This window comes from Sinorhizobium sp. Y406, from assembly GCF_058732025.1.
On the sequence record NZ_CM178975.1, the window covers coordinates 56,685 to 76,617 of the forward strand.

General features: G+C 64.2%; 18 protein-coding genes. 14 read left to right on the forward strand and 4 right to left on the reverse strand.

Annotation, left to right across the window (positions count from 1 at the left end; genetic code table 11):
• The first annotated feature begins 7 nt into the window (after nt 1-7).
• From paaB to paaZ, 6 genes are read left to right on the forward strand one after another with little or no spacing between them, the layout of a single operon-like run.
• Nucleotides 8-292, forward strand: coding sequence for a 1,2-phenylacetyl-CoA epoxidase subunit PaaB (gene paaB, locus AC4P1R_RS17285; RefSeq protein ID WP_069460051.1), 285 nt, complete (start codon nt 8-10; stop codon nt 290-292).
• Nucleotides 292-1,074 carry a 1,2-phenylacetyl-CoA epoxidase subunit PaaC gene (gene paaC, locus AC4P1R_RS17290; RefSeq protein WP_492178352.1) on the forward strand — a complete coding sequence of 261 codons (783 nt, stop codon included), beginning with the start codon at nt 292-294 and terminating at the stop codon, nt 1,072-1,074. The genes paaB and paaC overlap by 1 nt, the downstream gene beginning before the upstream one ends.
• Before the next feature lie 9 nt (nt 1,075-1,083).
• Nucleotides 1,084-1,608: a 1,2-phenylacetyl-CoA epoxidase subunit PaaD gene (gene paaD / locus AC4P1R_RS17295; protein ID WP_069460053.1), complete on the forward strand. Its 525-nt coding sequence runs from the start codon at nt 1,084-1,086 to the stop codon at nt 1,606-1,608.
• Nucleotides 1,609-1,630: 22 nt separating this feature from the next.
• The gene (paaE, locus tag AC4P1R_RS17300; RefSeq protein WP_151613375.1) at nt 1,631-2,707 is read left to right on the forward strand and encodes a 1,2-phenylacetyl-CoA epoxidase subunit PaaE; all 1,077 of its coding nucleotides are present in this window, start codon (nt 1,631-1,633) and stop codon (nt 2,705-2,707) included.
• Between the two features lie 20 nt (nt 2,708-2,727).
• Nucleotides 2,728-3,483, forward strand: coding sequence for a Phenylacetic acid catabolic protein (locus tag AC4P1R_RS17305; protein WP_069460055.1), 756 nt, complete (start codon nt 2,728-2,730; stop codon nt 3,481-3,483).
• Nucleotides 3,484-3,495: 12 nt separating this feature from the next.
• Complete coding sequence (paaZ, locus tag AC4P1R_RS17310; RefSeq protein ID WP_151613376.1) at nt 3,496-5,553, forward strand: phenylacetic acid degradation bifunctional protein PaaZ; 2,058 nt, start codon at nt 3,496-3,498, stop codon at nt 5,551-5,553.
• Between the two features lie 109 nt (nt 5,554-5,662).
• On the opposite strand, the gene AC4P1R_RS17315 is transcribed toward paaZ, so the two are convergent.
• From AC4P1R_RS17315 to paaG, 4 genes are all read right to left on the reverse strand, one after another.
• A complete protein-coding gene (locus AC4P1R_RS17315; protein ID WP_151613377.1) occupies nt 5,663-6,259 on the reverse strand; it encodes a TetR/AcrR family transcriptional regulator in 597 nt (198 codons plus the stop codon).
• Nucleotides 6,260-6,355: 96 nt separating this feature from the next.
• On the reverse strand, nt 6,356-7,666 hold the full coding sequence (gene paaK / locus AC4P1R_RS17320; RefSeq protein ID WP_492178353.1) for a phenylacetate--CoA ligase PaaK: 1,311 nt from the start codon (nt 7,664-7,666) through the stop codon (nt 6,356-6,358).
• Between the two features lie 36 nt (nt 7,667-7,702).
• A complete protein-coding gene (gene paaI / locus AC4P1R_RS17325) occupies nt 7,703-8,149 on the reverse strand; it encodes a hydroxyphenylacetyl-CoA thioesterase PaaI (RefSeq protein ID WP_151613379.1) in 447 nt (148 codons plus the stop codon).
• Nucleotides 8,146-8,934: a 2-(1,2-epoxy-1,2-dihydrophenyl)acetyl-CoA isomerase PaaG gene (paaG, locus tag AC4P1R_RS17330; RefSeq protein ID WP_492178354.1), complete on the reverse strand. Its 789-nt coding sequence runs from the start codon at nt 8,932-8,934 to the stop codon at nt 8,146-8,148. Before paaG ends, paaI begins: the two co-directional genes overlap by 4 nt.
• 100 nt (nt 8,935-9,034) lie before the next feature.
• Between paaG and paaN the strand changes: the two genes are divergently transcribed.
• The 8 genes from paaN to AC4P1R_RS17370 all read left to right on the forward strand — a co-directional run bounded on the left by paaN (nt 9,035) and on the right by AC4P1R_RS17370 (nt 19,842).
• Nucleotides 9,035-10,696 carry a phenylacetic acid degradation protein PaaN gene (paaN, locus tag AC4P1R_RS17335; protein WP_151613381.1) on the forward strand — a complete coding sequence of 554 codons (1,662 nt, stop codon included), beginning with the start codon at nt 9,035-9,037 and terminating at the stop codon, nt 10,694-10,696.
• Between the two features lie 48 nt (nt 10,697-10,744).
• Entirely contained in the window at nt 10,745-11,884 is a 1,140-nt protein-coding gene (locus AC4P1R_RS17340; protein ID WP_151613382.1) for an ABC transporter substrate-binding protein, read from the forward strand.
• 67 nt (nt 11,885-11,951) lie between these two features.
• Entirely contained in the window at nt 11,952-12,824 is an 873-nt protein-coding gene (locus AC4P1R_RS17345; RefSeq protein ID WP_151613383.1) for a branched-chain amino acid ABC transporter permease, read from the forward strand.
• 2 nt (nt 12,825-12,826) lie between these two features.
• The gene (locus AC4P1R_RS17350; RefSeq protein ID WP_492178355.1) at nt 12,827-13,783 is read left to right on the forward strand and encodes a branched-chain amino acid ABC transporter permease; all 957 of its coding nucleotides are present in this window, start codon (nt 12,827-12,829) and stop codon (nt 13,781-13,783) included.
• A complete protein-coding gene (locus tag AC4P1R_RS17355) occupies nt 13,780-14,565 on the forward strand; it encodes an ABC transporter ATP-binding protein (protein WP_492178356.1) in 786 nt (261 codons plus the stop codon). The genes AC4P1R_RS17350 and AC4P1R_RS17355 overlap by 4 nt, the downstream gene beginning before the upstream one ends.
• Complete coding sequence (locus AC4P1R_RS17360) at nt 14,552-15,253, forward strand: ABC transporter ATP-binding protein (RefSeq protein ID WP_492178357.1); 702 nt, start codon at nt 14,552-14,554, stop codon at nt 15,251-15,253. Before AC4P1R_RS17355 ends, AC4P1R_RS17360 begins: the two co-directional genes overlap by 14 nt.
• 4 nt (nt 15,254-15,257) lie before the next feature.
• The gene (locus tag AC4P1R_RS17365) at nt 15,258-17,318 is read left to right on the forward strand and encodes a 3-hydroxyacyl-CoA dehydrogenase NAD-binding domain-containing protein (protein WP_492178870.1); all 2,061 of its coding nucleotides are present in this window, start codon (nt 15,258-15,260) and stop codon (nt 17,316-17,318) included.
• Nucleotides 17,319-18,063: 745 nt separating this feature from the next.
• Nucleotides 18,064-19,842, forward strand: coding sequence for an adenylate/guanylate cyclase domain-containing protein (locus AC4P1R_RS17370; protein WP_492178358.1), 1,779 nt, complete (start codon nt 18,064-18,066; stop codon nt 19,840-19,842).
• The last annotated feature ends 91 nt before the right edge of the window (nt 19,843-19,933 follow it).

The window sequence follows — 19,933 nt, forward strand, 5'->3', positions numbered from 1 at the left end:
GAGAACCATGTCCAGCGAATGGCCGCTTTGGGAAGTCTTCATCCGGGGTCAGCACGGCCTCAATCATCGCCATGTCGGCAGCCTCCATGCGCCCGACGCCGAGATGGCGATCAACAATGCCCGCGACGTCTATACACGCCGCAACGAGGGGGTCAGTATCTGGGTGGTGAGGTCCGCCGACATCACAGCAAGCGCCCCTTCAGAAAAGGGTCCGCTCTTCGACCCGTCGAACTCCAAGGTCTATCGCCATCCGACCTTCTTCGACATTCCGGATGAAGTGGGGCACATGTGATGGCGACCGCAGCAGTTGACCCGGCGGCCCACCAGGCCGCCCTCTTCGAATTCCTGGCCCGCATCGGCGACAATGCGCTGATCCTCGGCCATCGCGTTTCCGAGTGGTGCGGCCATGCGCCGGCGCTGGAAGAGGACATCGCGCTCGCCAACACTGCGCTCGACCTGATCGGCCAGACGCAGCTCTGGCTGGGCCTTGCCGGCGAAGTCGAAGGCAAGGGCCGTTCTGCCGATGACCTCGCCTATCTGCGCGACGGCTACGAGTTCCGTAACATTCTGCTGGTCGAGCGCCCGAACGGCGATTTTGGCAAGACGCTGATGCGGCAGTTCCTGTTCGATGCTTGGCACTATCTGCTCTTGAAGGCGCTAAAGGGCTCTTCGGACCAGCGCATCGCCGAAATCGCGGAAAAGGCCTTCAAGGAGGTCTCCTACCATCTTGACCGCAGCCGCGATCTTGTCATTCGCCTCGGTGATGGCACGGCCGAAAGTCACAGCCGCATGCAGGCGTCCCTGGATGAGCTCTGGGCTTTCACGGGCGAGATGTTCATGAGCGACGACCTGGATGCCGAGCTGGCCGAAGCCGGGATCATTCCCGCGCCGCAGGGCCTCAAGCCAGGTTGGGACCAGATCGTCGCGGATACGCTGACCGAGGCTACGCTGAGGAAGCCTGCCGATGGCTACATGCACAAGGGCGGCCGGCGCGGCGTTCATACCGAGCATCTCGGCTTCGTTCTCGCCGAAATGCAGTTCCTCCAGCGCGCCTATCCCGGCGCCACCTGGTAGGAGGCGGTCATGGACCCGGCGCTCCGTCCTTCGATCGATGAGGTGTGGCACTGGTTGGCGCAAGTGCCGGACCCGGAGATCCCGGTCATCTCTGTCACCGACCTTGGGATCGTCAGGGATATTGCCTGGCGAGATGACACGCTGGTGGTGACGATCACGCCGACCTATTCGGGTTGCCCCGCCACCACCGTCATCAACCTCGATATCGAGGCCGCGCTCGCGGAAAAGGGTCTCGACAAGGTGCGGCTGGAGCGTCAGCTCTCGCCCGCCTGGACGACGGACTGGATCAGCGCCGAGGGTCGGGAAAAGCTGCGCGACTACGGCATCGCCCCGCCGGTCGACGGCACGGCCGCCGATGGCGTCTTGATGAAACGCATCGACCGGCTTTCCGGCCGCTCGAACCTGACGATCGCCTGTCCGCGCTGCGGATCGACGAACACCGAAAAGATCAGCCAGTTCGGCTCGACGCCCTGCAAGGCCAGCTATCGCTGCATCGATTGTCTCGAACCGTTCGATTACTTCAAGTGCATCTGACCCATAGGGAGAGGGCCCGCACATGGCACGTTTTCATCCCCTGACCGTGACCGACGTTCGCCGCGAGACGCGCGATGCGGTCGTGGTCACGCTCCGGCCCTCCGACGAGGACCGCGCCGTCTTCGATTTCACCCAGGGGCAATACCTGACCTTCCGCCGGAAATTCGAGGACGAGGAACTGCGCCGTTCCTATTCGATCTGCGCCGGCAAGGACGAGGGTGTGCTGAAGGTCGGGATCAAGCGCGTCGACGGGGGCTGCTTCTCCACCTGGGTCAACGAGAACCTCAAGGTCGGCGACACGCTGGAGGCGATGCCGCCGATGGGCGCGTTCTTCACCGCCCTGGAGCCGGATGTCGCAAAACACTATCTCGGCTTTGCCGGCGGTAGCGGCATCACTCCGGTGCTCTCGATCATCAAGACCGTGTTGTCGCGCGAGCCGCGCTCCCGCTTCACGCTGGTCTACGCCAACCGCCAGATCAGCTCGATCATGTTCCGGGAGGAGCTGGAGGACCTGAAGAACCTCTATCTCGGCCGGCTTTCCGTCCTCCATGTCCTCGAAAGCGAGGCGCAGGACATCGACCTCTTCACCGGCCGCATCGACGGCGAGAAATGCGCGGCCCTCTTCAGGAGCTGGATCGACCCGAAATCTATCGCCACCGCCTTCATCTGCGGCCCGGAGCCAATGATGCTGGCGATCGCTGCGGCATTGCGTGAGCACGGGCTTCGCGATGACCAGATCAAGTTCGAACTTTTCGCCTCCTCTCAGCCTGGCCGAGCGCGGCGCAAGGTGGAGCAGGTCGCCGGCGCCGACCAGAGCGCGACCTGCGAGGCGACCGTCACGCTCGACGGCGCGACGCGCACGTTCAAGTTTCCGAAACAGGGCCAGAGCCTGCTCGATGCCGCGCTCGAAAACGCCATGGACGCGCCATACGCCTGCAAGGCCGGAGTCTGTTCCACCTGCCGCGCCAAGGTACTCGAAGGTGAGGTCGAGATGGAAGCCAACCACGCGCTCGAGGACTATGAGGTGCGCCAGGGCTATGTACTGACCTGTCAGTGCTATCCGCTCACTGACCGCATCATCGTCAGCTACGACCAGTAAACCGCCGTGGGGAGGATAGAATGCCCGATACGATGCCGATCGAGGATTATCTGGCGAAGGGCGGCGTGCTGTCGTCGCCGGCCAACGTGCCGCCGCGCTATCGCGGCGAACTGCTGCGGCTGATGGCAACCTTCATCGACAGCGAGCTTGCTGGTTCCGCCGGCTTTGCCGACACGATCAACGACGCGCCGGGCATACAGGAGCGGATCTCCGCCGCCCGCATCGTGCTGGAAAAGACCGACCACGCAGGCAAGGTGCTGAAGATCATGGAAACGTTCGGCGCCGATGGCGGGCGTTATGCCGTGCATCATCCCTGGGCGGAGCGGCTTGCGCGCGAGGCCGACATCGGCGCGTCGCGCCAAGGCGGCGACATGCGCCTGTCCGTTTTCCATTATCCGCTGGAAGGGTGGGTGGATGCCGTCGTCATGAACGTGCTGATGGGCCGGGCGAGCGTCGTGCAGTTGAAGGAACTGTCGCGCGTTTCGTACCAGCCGCTCGCCGAAGTCTTCCGCGCCATCCTGCCGCGCGAAACGCGCCATACCGAACTCGGCCTCGCCGGTCTCGTCCGTGTCGTCGAGGATAAGGCGGGCCGTGCCAAGGCCAAGGCATCCGTCGTCTACTGGTATCCTCGTGTTGCCGAAAGTTTTGGCCATTCCGGCTCGGCGCGCTTCGAGACACTGTCGCGCTTCGGCCTCAGGCATACGCCCAACGAGACCCTGCTTGCCGAATGGCGGGCAGAGGTCGACCCGCAGCTTTCTGCGCTTGGATTGAACTGAAAGGATAGAGACATGAACGTCATGGCAAAGCCGCCGCGCCGGCTCGAAAGCTATGCCGGCGGCACCTGGGTCGCCGGCGTAAGCGAGGGCGTGCCGCTGCTCGACGCCTCGACGGGCGCGCCGGTCGCCTTCATTGATTCGACCGGCGTCGATTTCAAGGCGATTCTCGCCTATGGCCGCGAAAAGGGCGGCCCGGCGCTCAGGCGCATGTCCTTCCACGAGCGCGCCGTGATGCTGAAAGCGCTCGGCCAGGCGCTGCTCGAAAAGAAGGAAGAGTTCTATGCTCTTTCGAGCGCAACCGGCGCCACCCGTGCCGATAGTTGGGTCGATATCGAGGGCGGTATCGGCACGCTGCTCTCCTATGCCTCGAAAGGCCGGCGGGAGCTACCGAATACGCGCGTGCTTCTCGATGGTGACGTGGAATCTCTCTCTAAGGACGGAACGTTTTCGGCGCAACATGTCCTGAGCCCGCTCCAGGGCGTGGCAGTCCATATCAACGCCTTCAACTTCCCCTGCTGGGGCATGCTCGAAAAGCTGGCGCCGACGTTGCTGGCCGGCGTGCCGGCCATCATCAAACCGGCGAGCCAGACGGCCTATCTCACCGAACTCATGGTTCGCCGCATCATCGACACGGGCATCCTGCCGGAAGGCGCGCTTCAGCTCATCTGCGGCTCGGTCGGCGACCTGCTCGACCATGTCGAGGGCCAGGATGCCGTGACCTTCACGGGCTCCGCCGCGACCGGCCAGCGTCTCAAGACGCATAAGGCGATCATCGGCAATTCCGTGCGGTTCACCATGGAGGCCGACAGCCTCAACGCCGCTGTCCTCGGCCTTGATGCGGCGCCGGGCACGGAGGAATTCGACCTCTTCGTAAAGGAAGTCGCCCGCGAGATGACGGTCAAGGCTGGTCAGAAATGCACGGCCATTCGCCGTGTGATCGCGCCGCGCGCCTATAGCGAAGCGCTCATTGAAAGCCTGCGCGCGCGCCTCGGCGACACGGCCGTTGGCAATCCTGCCGACGAAGCCGTCCGTATGGGACCGCTTGCCAGCCTCGACCAGCGCGAGGAGGTCCGCGCTCGCATCCGAGACCTTGCTACCGGCGCCGAGATCGTCGTCGGCGATCCGGATAACCCGCGCGTGCTGTCTGGCGATGCGTCCGCCGGCGCCTTCCTCAATCCGGTTCTGCTCTATTGCGATAAGCCGGGCTCGGCCCGCGCGGTGCACGACGTCGAAGCCTTCGGCCCAGTCAGCACCGTCATGCCGTATGACACGGCGGAAGAAGCGGTCGATCTCGCCCGGCGTGGCAAGGGCAGCCTCGTCGCCTCCGTCTTCACCAACGATCCGGCTTTCGCCGAGGAGGTCGTGCTCGGCCTCGCACCCTTCCATGGCCGTGTGATGATCGGTAATCGCATCAGCGCCAAGTCGTCCACCGGCCACGGTTCGCCGCTGCCAGGTCTCGTGCACGGTGGTCCCGGGCGGGCAGGCGGCGGCGAGGAACTGGGCGGCATTCGCGGTGTGAAGCATTACATGCAGCGCACCGCCGTGCAGGGCACTCCGACGATGCTTTCGGCCGTCACCGGACGGTGGGTCCCCGGTGCCGAGGTGCGTTCGGGCGGCGAACATCCGTTCCGCAAGTCGCTGGCCGAGCTTCGGATCGGCGACCAGCTTGTAACTGGCACACGTACGGTAACACTGGAGGATATCGAGCACTTCGCCCAGTTCACCGGCGACACCTTCTACGCCCATATGGATGAGGAAGCGGCCAAGGCGAATCCGTTCTTCGACGGGCGCGTGGCACATGGCTATCTCATCGTCTCCTTTGCCGCCGGCCTCTTCGTCGATCCGGCGCCGGGACCGGTCCTCGCCAATTACGGGGTCGACAATCTACGCTTCCTGACGCCCGTCAATCCGGGTGATACGTTGCAGGTGCAACTCACCTGCAAGGAGATCAATCCGCGGGCCAATGCCGAGCACGGGGAGGTGCGATGGGATTGTCGTGTGACCAACCAGACCGCGGCCACGGTCGCGCAATACGATGTCCTGACGATGGTGGCCAAAACGAGAGAGTGATCGCACGACACACCGCACGCTCAGACGCGTCCGATCCGGCGGCGCATTCGTGCGCCGGAATAGATCCGCTCATCCTGGAGAGATTGAAGCTCGGAGATGATGGGAAACGTCAGCGGACGGCCTTGATCCCTTCGAGGATCAGTGTCGTGGCAATGTCCGCATATTCGTCGCGGGTGATCGGTCCGTCTGGCCGAAACCACATATAGACCCAGTTCATCATGCCAAAGAGCGACATGGTGACCGGCATCAGCAACGGCCGTTCCTTGTTGAGGTCCGGATTGATCTCGTACATCACGGCGGAGAAGCGCTTGACGATCCGTCTTTCGATCGCCTGCAGTTCGCCGAGCTGTTCCGGGGAGAGGGCGCTGGTGCCGTTGAGCTGCACCTTGTGCTCGTTGTCCCGTCCCTCGTAATTCTTCAGCACGGCTTTCACCAGCAGGCGTAGTCGCTTGTCAGCCGGGAGGTCGGGCCGGTCGGCGGCTTCGATGGCGGTTTCCAGCGCCGCGAGGTGCGTACGCACGATGTCGAAGATCAGCGCGTCCTTGCTCGGATAGTAGTGATAGAGCAGGGCCTTGGAGACACCACTGTACGAGGCGATCATCGACATGGAGGCCTTCTCCATGCCCATCTCGGCGAAGACCGCCGCCGCACTTGTCAGAATGCCACGCTGTTTTTCCTCGAAATCGACTGCGCGCGTGCGTGCCATGGTTCCTGCTCTATTCATTCCGGATTTTCGACCGCGTCGGGAGGGCGGTCGCCTCCCTGTAGCACAGTCAACCCGGTGCCGGGCTATCCCGGCGTTTCATTCTTTCGGGCGGTTGTCGACCACGCGTTTTGCCTTTCCTTCCGAGCGGGCAACGCCGCCCGGCTGGTGGACAAGAACCTTCGTGGAGACGCCGACCACGCTCTTGATGTGGTGGGCAAGCTCCCTGGCAGATCCCGCGCGAGAATCCTCGTCGGCCGCTTCCAGCGTACATTCGACATGAACCGTCATGTTGTCCATACGGCCAGCGCGCGTGAGTTCGATCTGGAAATGCGGGGCGAGGCCGCGACATTTCAGGATCTGTTCCTCGATCTGCGTCGGGAAGACGTTGACGCCGCGCAGGATCATCATGTCGTCGGAGCGGCCGGTGACCTTTTCCATGCGGCGCATGGAGCGGGCGGTACCGGGCAGAAGTCGCGTCAGGTCGCGCGTGCGGTAGCGGATGATCGGCAGGCCTTCCTTGGTGAGCGTCGTGAAGACCAGCTCTCCGAGCTTGCCATCCGGCAGCACCTCGCCGGTCTCGGGGTCGATGATCTCCGGGTAGAAATGGTCTTCCCAGATATGCAGGCCATCCTTGGTCTCGACGCATTCGTTGGCGACGCCCGGGCCCATGACCTCCGAAAGGCCGTAGATGTCCACGGCGTGCATGTCGAAGGCATGCTCGATTTCCTCGCGCATGGCATTCGTCCAAGGCTCCGCGCCGAAAATGCCGACGGCGAGCGAGCTTTCGCGCGGATCGATGCCCTGGCGACGGAACTCGTCGAGAATGGAGAGCATGTAGGAGGGCGTCACCATGATGATGCGCGGCTTGAAATCCTGCATCAGCGTGACCTGGCGTTCGGTCATGCCGCCAGAGATCGGCACGACCGTGCAGCCGAGCTTTTCCGCGCCGTAATGTGCGCCGAGGCCGCCGGTGAATAGGCCGTAGCCGTAGGCGATATGAGCGATGTCGCCGGGCCGGCCGCCCGAGGCGCGGATCGAGCGGGCAACGACGGTCGCCCAGGTGTCGATGTCGTTGCGGGTGTAGCCGACGACGGTCGGCTTGCCGGTGGTGCCGGAGGAGGCGTGGATGCGCGCGAGTTTTTCACGCGGTACGGCGAACATGCCGAAGGGATAGGTGTCGCGTAGATCCTTCTTGGTGGTGAAGGGGAATTTCGCGAGGTCGGCCAGCGTCTTCAGGTCGGAGGGGTGCACGCCCGCCTCGTCGAAGCGTTTCCGGTAGAAGGGTGAATTCTCGTAGGCGTGTGCCAGCGACCATTTCATGCGCTCGAACTGGAGCCCGGAAATCTCGTCGCGCGAGGCCGTCTCGATCGCTTCGAGGTCTCCGGGGCGGGGGGAAAGGTCTTCCATGGATGTCTCCTCCGAGAATGCGGGGTAATATCGCCCTCAGCCTTCTTCCGGCAGATGGGTACCCTTGACTGTTCGCGAGTGGCCGCGGAATTCCGCGACATGCTCGCCCTCCTGGTTGGTGATGCGGATATCGTAGATGCCGCCCCGTCCGCGGCGTGACACCTCCCGCGCCGTCGCCGTCAGCCGGTCGCCCCTGAAAGCCGGTGCGATAAATGTCACCGAACAGTGTTGGGCGACGGTGCGCTGGTTATAGGTGTTGCAGGCGAAGGCGAAGGCCGAATCCGCCAGCGTGAAGACGTAGCCGCCGTGGCATGTGCCGTGACCGTTCGTCATGCCCTCGGCAATCGTCATGGCGATGGTCGCCTCGCCAGGCGCGACGGAGACGAGTTCCATTCGGAGCTCGCGGCTGGCGTTGTCGTCGTCCCACATGACTTTGGCGCAGGCCTCGGCAAGCGCCTGCGGGGAAAGACTGGCGGCGCTCATCGACCCTTGAACTCCGCTTTGCGCTTTTCGAGAAAGGCGGAAACGCCTTCGGCATAGTCGGCGCTGCGGCCGGCCTCGCGTTGCAGGTCGCGCTCGAGATCGAGCTGCTGGTCCAGCGAGTTGGTGGCGGCGGCCTGGATGGCGCGTTTCGTCATGCCGAGGCCCTTCGTCGGGCCGGCAGCGAGGCGCTTTGCGAGCGCGTTCGCCTCTTCCATCAGCGTGTCGTCGTCGACGGCGCGCCAGATCAGTCCCCAATCGGCGGCGGTATCCGCGCCGAGCGGCTCGGCGGTCAGCGCCAACGCTTTGGCGCGCGCTTCGCCAATGAGGCGCGGCAGGCTCCAGGTGCCGCCGGAGTCCGGCACGAGGCCGATCTTGGCGAAGGCCTGGATGAAGCGGGCGGAGCGGGCGGCGAGCGTGATGTCGCAGGCGAAGGCGATGTTGGCACCGGCCCCCGCGGCAACGCCGTTGACGGCGCAGATCACCGGCTTTTCCAGGCTCCGGATCAGACGGAGCAGTGGATTGTAGAAGGCATCGATCGTTTGGCCGAGGTCCGGCACGCCCTTGTTCGGGTCGCGGTCGCCGAGGTCCTGGCCGGCGCAAAAGCCGCGACCGGCGCCGGTCAAGAGCACTGCACGTACGTTTTCGTCAGCATGGGCATGCTCGAAGCCAGCGCGCAGCGCCAGGTGCATCTCTTCATTGAATGCGTTGAGCTTGTCCGGTCGGTTCAGCGTTAGGCTCAAAACGCCGTCGGCAAGCGCCGACAGAACGGTGTCGGAATTGGACATTGTACCTCCCTGTCGCCTTCCCAATCGGCGACCGTAAAAAAACACTTGCATAAACCGACCGGTCAGTCAATTATAAAAGCACTGATTGGGAGGAATGAGAATGAGCGGACTTTTCGAACGCCATCGCCCGACGCTGGATGCGGCCCTGCAAGCGGTCGCCAAGCGCGATTTCTGGTCCCCCTATCCGGAAGTGCCGAGCGGCAAAATCTACGGCGAGACCGCCAAGGAAGACGGCCTTGCCGCCTACAGGGCTCGGCTCGGCCAACCTTTTGTTCTGGCCGATCATCCGGCGGAAGGCGCGGTTGGTGCGGAAGTCTCTCCTTATGGCCCCGCCCTCGGCATCACCTATCCTACGGCCTCCGTCGAGACGCTGATCGCGGCGTCGCGCGCTGCCGCCCGGTCATGGGCTTCGGCTGCGCCGGAGGTACGCGTCGGCGTTTGCCTCGAAATTCTCGCCCGCCTCAACGCCCGCAGCTTCGAAATGGCGAACGCCGTCGTGCATACGACAGGGCAGGCCTTTGCCATGGCCTTCCAGGCCGGCGGCCCGCATGCGCAGGACCGCGGCCTCGAAGCCGTCGCCTTTGCCTATGCCGAAATGACCCGAACGCCCGCTCAGGCGACCTGGACGAAGCCGCAGGGCAAGGGCGAGCCGATCATCATGGAGAAGCACTGGCGCATCGTTCCGCGTGGTGTGTCGATCGCCATCGGCTGCAACACCTTCCCGACCTGGAACAGCTATCCCGGCCTTTTCGCGAGCCTTGCCACCGGCAACACCGTCATCGTCAAGCCGCACCCGGCAGCGATCCTCCCGCTTGCCATCACCGTCGAGATCATCCGGCAGGTTTCGGTGGAAGAGGGCTTTGCGGCCGATATCGTCTTGCTTGCTGCCGATGCGCCCGGTTCGGAAATCACCAAGGACCTTGTGCAGCACCCGGCCGTCGCCATCGTCGATTATACCGGCTCCAACGCATTTGGCACATGGGTACGCGAAAACGCAGGCGCCGCGGGCGTCTACACGGAAGAGGCCGGCGTCAATTCGATCATCATCGGCGCCACCGACAATTTCGCCGGCATGTGCAGCAATATCGCCTTCTCGCTGTCGCTTTATTCCGGCCAGATGTGCACGGCTCCGCAGGATATCTTTGTCCCGCGCGGCGGGATTGAGACGAATGAGGGCCACAAGACTTTCGATGATGTCGCGGCCGGAATTGCCGCGGCCGTCGATGACCTGCTTGCCGATCCGGTCCGCGCGGCCGGCGTCTGCGGCGCCATCGCCAATCCGGCAACGCTGGCCCGTATCGCGACGGCCCGTTCGCTCGGTCGCATCGTTCGCGACTCCGCGCCGGTGGAAGGTCTCGACGATGCGCGCACCGCGACCCCGCTGATCCTTGCCGTCGACGCAGCGGATACGAATGCCTATGCGGAAGAGCGTTTCGGCCCGATCGCCTTTGTCGTTGCGGTTGATGACATCGAGGACGGCGTGAATCGCGCCGCTGAGCTCGCCGAGCGCAAGGGCTCGATCACGGCAGCCCTCTACGCGACAGATGAGGCGCAAGTCCTCACCGCCGCCGACCGGTTCGCTGCGGCCGGCGTCAATCTTTCGGTCAATCTGGCCGGCGGCATCTACGTCAACCAGAGCGCCGCCTTCAGCGATTTCCACGTTACCGGTGCCAACCCGGCGGGCAATGCCAGCCTGACGGATGCGGCCTTCGTCGCCAACCGGTTCCGCGTGGTGATGTGGCGTCGCCCTGCGGCGGCGTGAGGAGAGTTTTCGCTTTAGCCATTGTCTTTGTTGGGAGGAGAAACCGACATGAAATTTGCGTTCACAACGACGGCGCTTGCGCTGGTCCTCGGCCTTGCCGCGCCTGCGCTGGCCGATATCAAGATCGGCGCCACCCTTTCCGAAACCGGCCCCGCCGCCTTCCTCGGCGATCCGGAAGCCAAGACGCTGAAGATGCTGGTCGAGGAGATCAATGCGGCAGGCGGCGTCAACGGCGAAAAGATCGAACTGATCGTCTATGACGACGGTGGCGACCCGAACAAGGCGCGCACCTTCGCCACCCGCCTCGTGGAAGACGACGAAGTGGTGGCCGTGATCGGCGGCACGACGACCGGCACCTCAATGGCTATCATCCCGGTCTTCGAGGATGCGGAAGTGCCCTTCATCTCGCTTGCCGGCGCGATCGAGATCATCGACCCCGTAAAGCCCTATACCTTCAAGACGCCGCACACGGACCGTATGGCCTGCGCGAAAATCTTCGAGGACATGAAGAAGGCCGGTATCACCAAGATCGGCGTGATCTCCGGTTCGGACGGCTTCGGGGCGTCCATGCGCAAACAGTGCCTGGGAATCATCGGCGAATATGGCATCGAGGTACTCGCCGACGAGACCTACGGCCCCACCGACGCCGACATGACGCCACAGCTCACCAACATCAAGGGCAAGGAAGGGATTCAGGCGGTGCTGAACCCCGGCTTCGGTCAGGGGCCGGCGATCGTGACGCGCAACTACGCCCAGCTTGCCGTCGGGCTCCCGCTCTACCAGTCGCACGGCGTTGCCTCGGATGGCTTTATCGAGCTTGCCGGCGCTGAGGCCGCCGAAGGCGTGCGCCTACCGGGCACGGCGCTCCTCGTCGCAGAAATCCTGCCGGAGAACGACCCGCAGCGTGCCGTCGTTACCGCCTACAAGGAGGCTTACGAGAAGGCGACCGGCAAGCCGGTCTCGACCTTCGGCGGCTACGCTCATGATGCGTTGCGCATCCTCGTCGATGCGATCACCCGCGCGGGCAGCGCCGAGCCGTCGGATATCCGCGGTGCGATCGAGGCGACGAAAGGTTTTGTCGGCACCACAGGCATCGTCACCATGACGGCCGAGGATCATCTCGGTCTCGACCTCTCGGCTTTCCGCATGCTTGAGATCGAAAAGGGCGGCTGGAAGATCGTCGAGTAATCGAGCCCTCCGGCCCGCGCCACGAGGGTGCAGGCCGGAGGAAACGTCGTGCCAAGCGGAGGCATCCATGCCTGAACTGCTGCAATTTCTTCTCTCCGGGATCACGGTCGGCGCGGTCTATGCGCTGGTCGCCCTCGGCTTCACGATCATCTACAACGCCTCCGACGTCGTGAACTTCGCCCAGGGCGAATTCGTCATGCTCGGCGGCATGATCACCTTTTTCGCGCACGCCGCCGGCCTGCCGCTGCCGCTCGCCGCGCTCATCGCCATCATTGCGACGGCCGCGATCGGCGTCGCGCTCAACAAGCTGGCGATCGAGCCCGCCCGCGGCGCGCCCGTCGTCTCGCTGATCATCATCACCATCGGCGCGTCCATCTTCATTCGCGGCGCGACGCAGCTCGTTTTCGACAAGCAGCTCCACCGCTTCCCGGCCTTTTCCGGCGACCAGCCGATCCTGATCGGCGGCGCGACCATCCTGCCGCAGAGCCTCTGGGTGATTGCCGGCGCGCTCGCCATCTTCTTCTGTCTTCGGCTGTTCTTCACGCGCACGCTGATCGGCCGCGCGGTGCTGGCGACGGCGAACAACCGCATCGCCGCCCAGCTCGTCGGCATCAACACCAACTATGTGATGACGCTCTCCTTCGCGATGTCCGCCGCCATCGGCGCGCTCGCCGGCGTGCTGGTGACGCCGATCACGCTGACCGGCTACGACGTCGGCCTCGCCCTGGCGCTGAAAGGTTTCGCCGCCGCCATGCTCGGCGGTATGGGTAATCCCAAGGGAGCGCTCGTCGGAGGCCTGCTGCTCGGCGTTCTGGAAGCGATGACGGCCGGTTACATCAGCTCGCAATATAAGGATGCAGCCGCCTTTGTCGTCATCCTTGCGGTGCTCTTCGCCATGCCGCAGGGCCTTTTTGGCCGCAAGTCGACGGATCGGGTGTGATCATGCGGTTCTCCAGCAAGGCAACAACGCTTCTCATCCTCGTCGCGGTCATCGCCATCGCGCCGTTCTTCTTTCCGTCCTCCTATTATTTCCGTGTCGGTTCGCTGATCTTCGTCAACGGCCTTGCGGTGACGGGCCTTGTCGTCCTCATCGGCTATGCCGGCCAGATCAGCCTGGGACATGCGGGTTTTGCCGGCATCGGAGCCTATGCCTGCGCGCTGGCCCCAGTTCATCTCGACCTGCATCCGGCGCTCGCCGCCGTGTTAGGCGCGGCTCTCTCCGCCACAATCGCCTTCCTTGTCGGCCGACCAATCCTGCGGCTCAAGGGCTATTATCTCGCCGTCGCCAGCCTAGGATTCGGTATCCTCGTCTCCATGGTGCTGTCCAACGAGGCGCAACTGACCGGCGGGCCTGACGGTATGGCGGTGCCGGACCTCGGCCTTCGCGCCCTCCTGAAGGCCGTGGGCATCGATCTCTCCAATACGGAGTTCTGGTACGCCTTCTCTGCTGTCGTGCTGGTGCTCGGCGCGTGGCTGGCGCTCAATCTCTATCACAGTCCGACCGGCCGGGCGCTGCGCGCTCTGCACGGTTCGGAGATCGCGGCCCGCACCGTCGGCGTCGATGTCGCGCATTACAAGCTCGTCGCCTTCGTGCTTTCGGCCGTCTATGCTTCGGTGTCCGGCTCGCTGCTGGCGCTGCAGAACAAGTTCATCACGCCGGATGTCGCAGGCTTCATGCATTCGATCGAGATGGTCACGATGACGGTGCTCGGCGGGGCGGGGTCGGTGCTCGGGGCCATCCTCGGTGCGGTGATCCTGACGACGCTGCCGCAGGTGCTGACGATCTTCCAGGAGTATGAACAGCTCATGCTCGGCCTCGTCATGATGCTCGTCATGATCTTCATGCGCCAGGGCCTTTTGCCCTCTATCGCGCGCAGCGTCCGGGGGAGGGGAGAATGAGCCTGCTTCAGATCGAAGGCTTGGGAATCGACTTCGGCGGCCTTCGCGCCGTCAATGATGTCGGCTTTTCGTTGAAACCCGGCGAGATCGTCTCCGTCATCGGCCCGAACGGAGCCGGCAAGACGACGCTTTTCAACATGATCTCCGGCGTCTACGCCCCGGGGCGCGGCCGGGTCGTTCTGGAGGGCGAGGACGTCACCCGCATGCCGCCGCATCTGCTCGCTCGCCGCGGCCTGTCGCGCACGTTCCAGAATTTGCAGATCTTTCAGTCGATGAGCGTTCTGGAAAACGCCATTGCCGGCCATCACCTGCATGAGCGCGGCTCCGTCTTCGCCGATCTCTTCTCGCTTCCCGCCTCGCGTCGCCGCAGCAAGGCGTCGGAGGAAAGCGCCCGCGTGCTGCTCGAGCGCGTCGGCCTCGGCCGCGCCGCCGAGCAGGAGGCCGGCTCGCTCTCTTATGGCGCGCTCAAGCGGCTGGAGATCGCACGCGCGCTGGCGCTGAAACCGCGCGTCCTGCTGCTCGACGAACCTGCCGCCGGCTGCAACGCCGTCGAGACGGAGGAGATCGATCATCTGATCGCCAAGGTTGCAGCTGAGGGCGTGTCGATCCTGTTGGTGGAACACGACATGAAAATGGTCATGCGCATTTCCAACCATATCGTGGTGCTCGATCACGGCGAGAAGATTGCCGAAGGGGAACCGGCGGCGATCGCCCGCGATCCGCGTGTCGTCGAGGCCTATCTGGGTGCCCAGGCGACGGAGGTCCAAAATGCTGACGGTTGAGGGACTGCGCTCGCGCTACGGCCGCATCGAGGTATTGCACGGCATCGACCTCGATGTCGCCTCCGGCGAGATCGTCACGGTGATCGGCGCGAACGGCGCAGGCAAGACGACGCTGCTCAAGTGCCTGTCCGGCATCCAGCCGGTTTCGGCGGGCTCGATTGTCTTCCGCGGCGAGGCGATGACCACAGTGCCGGCGCATCGCCGCGTGCAGCGGGGCCTCGCTCAGTCGCCCGAGGGACGGCAGATTTTCACGAACCTGACGGTGGAGGAAAATCTCCGTCTCGGCGCGTATCTTTTCGCCGATGACAAGGTGGACCGCGATATGCAGGACGCCTTTGCCATGTTCCCCATTCTAAAGGAGAAGCGCAACCTTGCGGCCGGCGGCCTTTCGGGCGGCCAACAGCAGATGCTGGCGATCGCCCGCGCACTGATGGCGCGCCCCTCCTGCCTGTTGCTCGACGAGCCGAGCATGGGCCTTGCCCCTATCCTCGTCGCTCAGATCTTCGACGTGGTGAAAAGCATGAAGGCGCTCGGCGTCACTGTGCTTCTCGTGGAGCAGAACGCCTTTGGCGCGCTCTCGGTCGCCGACCGGGGCTATGTCATGGAGACGGGGCGCATCACCATGTCCGGCCCCGCCGCCGGATTGATTGCGGATGAGCGCATCCGCGCCGCTTACCTGGGAATATGAGACCATGACCGTCACTATCGTCCGCGAAGACGCCATCGCCGTTGTCACCGTCGAAAATCCGCCCGTCAATGCCCTGTCCCAGGCGCTGCGACAGGCGCTCGTCGATGCCGTGGCGGAACTGGATGCGGATGCCGCGGTGAAGGCCGTCGTGCTGATCTGCGCCGGCCGCACCTTCATCGCCGGCGCTGATGTCAGCGAATTCGGCAAGCCGCCGCAACCGCCGCATCTGCCTGACGTGGTGGCCAGCATCGAGTCCGCAAAAAAGCCATGGGTCGCGGCGATCCATGGCAGCGCTCTCGGAGGCGGACTGGAAGTGGCGCTAGGCTGCGCCTGGCGCGTGGCGGTTCCCTCCGCCAGCCTCGGCCTGCCGGAGGTCAAGCTTGGCATCATCCCCGGCGCCGGCGGCACCGTTCGCCTGCCGCGGCTGATCGGCCCCGCCGCCGCCGTCGATCTGGTGACGAGCGGCAGCCCGCTCGGCGCCAAGAAGGCGCGGGAGCTCGGCCTCGTCGATGCGGTGCTTGAGGGCGACCTTCGCACTGGTGCGATTGCCTTCGCAACCGAAGTCGCTGAAAAATCCTCGCCGCCGCCGATCTCCGACCGCGTCGTGCCGGCGGTCGGAGCCGGTTTCTGGGAAAACGCGGAAAAGGCAGTCGCCGCCAAGGCAAAGCGCGAAGTAGCGCCACTCCGGGCCCTCGCCGCCCTGCGCAAGGCGAGCGAGACGGATTTCGCCAGCGCCATGGAATTCGAGCGCGAGACCTTTCTCGAACTGCGCGGCTCGGCGCAGGCGGCAGCGCTGCGCCATGTCTTCTTCGCCGAGCGCGCCGCGTTGCGCCCGCCGGAGCTTGCTGGGATCACGCCGCGTGACATTCGTTCGGCCGCGGTCATCGGCGGAGGGACGATGGGCGCCGGTATCGCCGCGGCGCTGCGCGATGCCGGCCTCCCGGTCGTGCTGATCGAGCGCGATAAGGTGGTGGTCGAGCGCGGGCTTGCCAATGTGCGGGCCATCTACCAGGGCTCCGTGAAGCGCGGCCGTATCACGCAGTCCGTTGCAGATGAACGGATGGCAGGCATCATCGGCGGCGATGACTACGGCCTGCTCGGCGACACGGATCTCGTCATCGAAGCGGTTTTCGAGGATCTTGCCGTGAAGCGCGCCGTCTTCGAAAAGCTCTCTTCGGTCTGCCGGCCGGATGCGGTGTTGGCCACTAACACCTCCTATCTCGATCCGGGCGCGATCAGCGAGGGCGTGAGTCATCCGGAACTCTTCCTCGGGCTGCATTTCTTTAGCCCGGCCCAATTCATGAAGCTGCTGGAGATCGTGCCGACGAAAAGGACAGCGCCGGAGGTACTCGCGACCGGTTTTGCGCTCGCCCGCCTGCTCGGAAAAGTCCCCGTCCGGGCCGGCATCTGCGATGGTTTCATCGGCAACCGCATCTTGAAGGTAACACGTGCTCAGGCCGAGCGGGTACTGCTTTCCGGCGCGACTCCCTCGACCGTCGATGCCGCCATGCGCGCCTTCGGCCTGCCGATGGGGCCCTTCGAGGCGCAGGACCTCGGCGGTCTCGACATCGCCGCCTTCCAGCGCAAGGCCGCGCGCGAGCGTGGTGAGGCGCCCTTTGCGCCTGTGGCCGACCGGCTTTGCGCCATTGAGCGGTTCGGCCAGAAAACCGGCGGCGGCTGGTACGATTACCAGCCCGGCGACCGTGCGCCAAAGCCATCTGAAACCGTCGCGAAAATCATCGCCGAAGAGGCCGCCGGCCGACCGCAGCGGGTCTGGGACAACGCGGCGATTGCGGATGCGATCCTCCTGCCGATGGTCAACGAGGGGACGCGCATTCTGGAGGAGCGTGTGGCGCTGCGCGCTGCCGACATCGATCTCGTGAAGATCCACGGTTATGGGTTTCCGCGCTGGCGGGGCGGACCGATGCATTATGCGGAAGCCCGCGGCCTCGCCGAGGTGGTGGCGGTGCTTGAGGGGCTTGCGGCGGATGGTCTTGCCGAGCCGCCCTGCGAAGCCCTGCGCCGCGCGGCGCAAGCGGGCCGCTTCTCAGCGCTTGCCGAGTAGAACCCTATAGGCAAGCGCCGCGGACTGTGATGAGATAGTTTGGGGAAAGAGGCATTCTGCTGGAGCCGGGGAGGGCACGATGCAGTCGCTGATGACGCCGGGGCATAAGCCCGTGCCGGTCGAAATTCTCGAAGCGAAGATCAGGCGGGTCTGCGGCTCGTTTGATCTGGAGCCGATGCGGCGAACGGGCGTCGTCAATGGCGAGTCACCACGCGGCGTGTCGGTCCCTGCGATACGGCGATCGTCGCGCTCGATGCCTCCGAGGTTGCGCGCAACCCCCGCTCCATCCGGCAGGACCCCGGCGAATATTTCTTACCGCTGGTGCGGGATGCCGGCCAGTGTCGCGTCGCGCAGGGCGATCGGGTGGCCTTTCGTCCGGCGACATGTTCCTTGTCGATTCAGTGACACCTTCCACTTTCTTCTATCGGCGTGAGCAGATGATGCACCGCTTCGGCCATGCCTGCGCTGGCGGCCTGTCCATTTCGCGCGACGACCCGCTCTGGCCCCATGCGCGCCGGGCGATTAAAGGAGACATGCAGTAGCAAGATGCCAGCAGGCCCCAGGATATTTCCGAGGCCGATCATCAGCGATCACAAGTGCTGCCCGGAAATTGCGCGTCTCGAAGAATTTCCTGAATTCGATGGTCGATCGCCCTGTGGTGCGATAGAATCGCGAGCACTACCCAACCGCGCTTCCCTGCCTGGTAGTCCGGAAAGAAGCTCTTTTTCGCGTTGTCGGTAAAGGAATGGAACAGAGATTAGCCGCAGTCATGGCCGCCGACATGTCAGGCTACAGTCGGCTGATGGAAGCTGACGAGGCAGGCACGGTCGCCCGGCTCAGAACCCATCGCATAGAATTGATCGATCCCGCCATTTCCAAGAACAAGGGGCGGATCATCAAGACGACGGGCGATGGCATGCTGGTGGAATTCCAGAGCGTGACCGACGCGGTCAGGTGCGCGGTGGAGATCCAGCAGCGCATGAAGCGGCGCAATGCCGATGTCCCTCAGGATCGTCGGATCGAGTTCAGAATTGGCATCAATGTTGGCGATATCATCTTCGAGGACGACGATATCTTCGGCGACGGCGTGAACATTGCCGCCCGAGTCGAGCAACTCGCGGATGTGGGCGGCATCTGCATCACCGCCGCGGTGGCGACGCAGATTGCCGATCGCCTCGAGCTCCTGATCGAGGATCTGGGCGAGAAGAGGCTCAAGAATATCAGCCGCCCCGTTCAGCTCTTTCGCATTGGCCTCGAAGGGGTGGCCCTCTCTCAGCCGGAAGGTGCGGAGACGGTGAAGCGGACCGTTTCGAAACCGTCGATCGTGGTGCTGCCCTTCACCAATATGAGCGGCGATCCCGATCAGGAGTTCTTCGCCGACGGACTGACCGAAGACATCATCACCGCATTGTCCCGCCGACATGAGCTGTTCGTCATCTCGCGCAATTCGAGCTTCGTCTACAAGAACAAGGCGGTGAACCTGCGTGAAGTCGCGGAGAAACTCGGGGCCCAGTACCTGGTGGAAGGGAGCGTCCGCAAGAGCGGCGATCGAGTGCGCGTCACGGTCCAGCTGATCGATGCGACGAACGACACGCATATCTGGGCGGACAAGTACGACCGCAGGCTCGACGACATATTCGCGATACAGGACGAAGTAACGGCGGCAATCGCGGCCACGCTGCCGGGGCGCGTCGAGGCAGCGCAGAGAGACCAGCTCGAGCGAACGAAGCCCGCGAACATGGCTGCCTACGAGTGCGCTCTTGCCGCCAAGGTTTTGCATCACAGGGGCACAGTTTCGGACAACGTTCAGGCGCAGGCGCTGATCGCAAGGGCGATCGAGCTCGATCCGGGCTATGCCCACGCGCATGCCTGGCGCGCGTGCATCCTGGGCCAGGCCTGGGTTCATGGCTGGTGCGAGAACAAGGAGGCAACCTGGAACGAAGTGATCGCCGAGCTGGACCGGGCGCTGGCGCTGGACGACAACGACGCCGACGTGCATCGCATCCTCGCCGCGGTGAATGTGAATAACAACGCACTGACCACGGCCCGCTACCACCAGGAGCGCGCACTTTCGCTCAATCCCAATTACGACCTCGTGGTGGTTCAGCAGGGCGAGCTGCTGACGTGGCTGGGACGGCCCGAAGAAGGCATCGAATGGATCCGCAAAGCCATGCGGCTCAATCCGCACCACCCCGAGCGGTTCTGGAGCCATCTCGGCAAGGCGCATTTCGCTGCGCGCCAGTATGGCGAGGCGGTCGAAGCCTTCATGCATCTCTCCGCGATGGACCAGCTCCAGCATGCGTTCCTGGCCGCTTGCTACGGCTGGCTCGGCGACGACATTGCCGCTCAGGCGCATCTGGAGAAAGTCACGGCACTCGCTCCCGAATTCGAGATCGATTCCTTTTTGTCAACCTTGCACTACGCCCAGGAGTCCGACTTCGAGCATCTGCGTGAAGGGCTTGTCAAAGCTGCAAGGGGCCGCAGCGGCCCGCCCTCGACTGCGGAGGACGCAGCGGCCCGATAGATGCAGGCGTGCCATTCCGAAGTCTTGGCCCGGTCGAGGGTCGCGACTATCGCCGTCGGTGCGCGCCCTAACGATGGCGGAGCGTACCGAC

Bases quoted from the DNA above. Each gene is read 5' to 3' on its own strand.
- paaC (WP_492178352.1), top strand. From the start codon at position 292: ATGGCGACCGCAGCAGTTGACCCGGCGGCCCACCAGGCCGCCCTCTTC.
- AC4P1R_RS17305 (WP_069460055.1), top strand. From the start codon at position 2,728: ATGCCCGATACGATGCCGATCGAGGATTATCTGGCGAAGGGCGGCGTG.
- AC4P1R_RS17345 (WP_151613383.1), top strand. From the start codon at position 11,952: ATGCCTGAACTGCTGCAATTTCTTCTCTCCGGGATCACGGTCGGCGCG.
- paaN (WP_151613381.1), top strand. From the start codon at position 9,035: ATGAGCGGACTTTTCGAACGCCATCGCCCGACGCTGGATGCGGCCCTG.
- paaI (WP_151613379.1), bottom strand. From the start codon at position 8,149: ATGAGCGCCGCCAGTCTTTCCCCGCAGGCGCTTGCCGAGGCCTGCGCC.
- AC4P1R_RS17355 (WP_492178356.1), top strand. From the start codon at position 13,780: ATGAGCCTGCTTCAGATCGAAGGCTTGGGAATCGACTTCGGCGGCCTT.
- paaZ (WP_151613376.1), top strand. From the start codon at position 3,496: ATGAACGTCATGGCAAAGCCGCCGCGCCGGCTCGAAAGCTATGCCGGC.
- paaK (WP_492178353.1), bottom strand. From the start codon at position 7,666: ATGGAAGACCTTTCCCCCCGCCCCGGAGACCTCGAAGCGATCGAGACG.
- paaG (WP_492178354.1), bottom strand. From the start codon at position 8,934: ATGTCCAATTCCGACACCGTTCTGTCGGCGCTTGCCGACGGCGTTTTG.
- AC4P1R_RS17365 (WP_492178870.1), top strand. From the start codon at position 15,258: ATGACCGTCACTATCGTCCGCGAAGACGCCATCGCCGTTGTCACCGTC.
- AC4P1R_RS17370 (WP_492178358.1), top strand. From the start codon at position 18,064: ATGGAACAGAGATTAGCCGCAGTCATGGCCGCCGACATGTCAGGCTAC.
- AC4P1R_RS17315 (WP_151613377.1), bottom strand. From the start codon at position 6,259: ATGGCACGCACGCGCGCAGTCGATTTCGAGGAAAAACAGCGTGGCATT.
- AC4P1R_RS17360 (WP_492178357.1), top strand. From the start codon at position 14,552: ATGCTGACGGTTGAGGGACTGCGCTCGCGCTACGGCCGCATCGAGGTA.
- paaB (WP_069460051.1), top strand. From the start codon at position 8: ATGTCCAGCGAATGGCCGCTTTGGGAAGTCTTCATCCGGGGTCAGCAC.
- AC4P1R_RS17340 (WP_151613382.1), top strand. From the start codon at position 10,745: ATGAAATTTGCGTTCACAACGACGGCGCTTGCGCTGGTCCTCGGCCTT.
- paaE (WP_151613375.1), top strand. From the start codon at position 1,631: ATGGCACGTTTTCATCCCCTGACCGTGACCGACGTTCGCCGCGAGACG.
- paaD (WP_069460053.1), top strand. From the start codon at position 1,084: ATGGACCCGGCGCTCCGTCCTTCGATCGATGAGGTGTGGCACTGGTTG.
- AC4P1R_RS17350 (WP_492178355.1), top strand. From the start codon at position 12,827: ATGCGGTTCTCCAGCAAGGCAACAACGCTTCTCATCCTCGTCGCGGTC.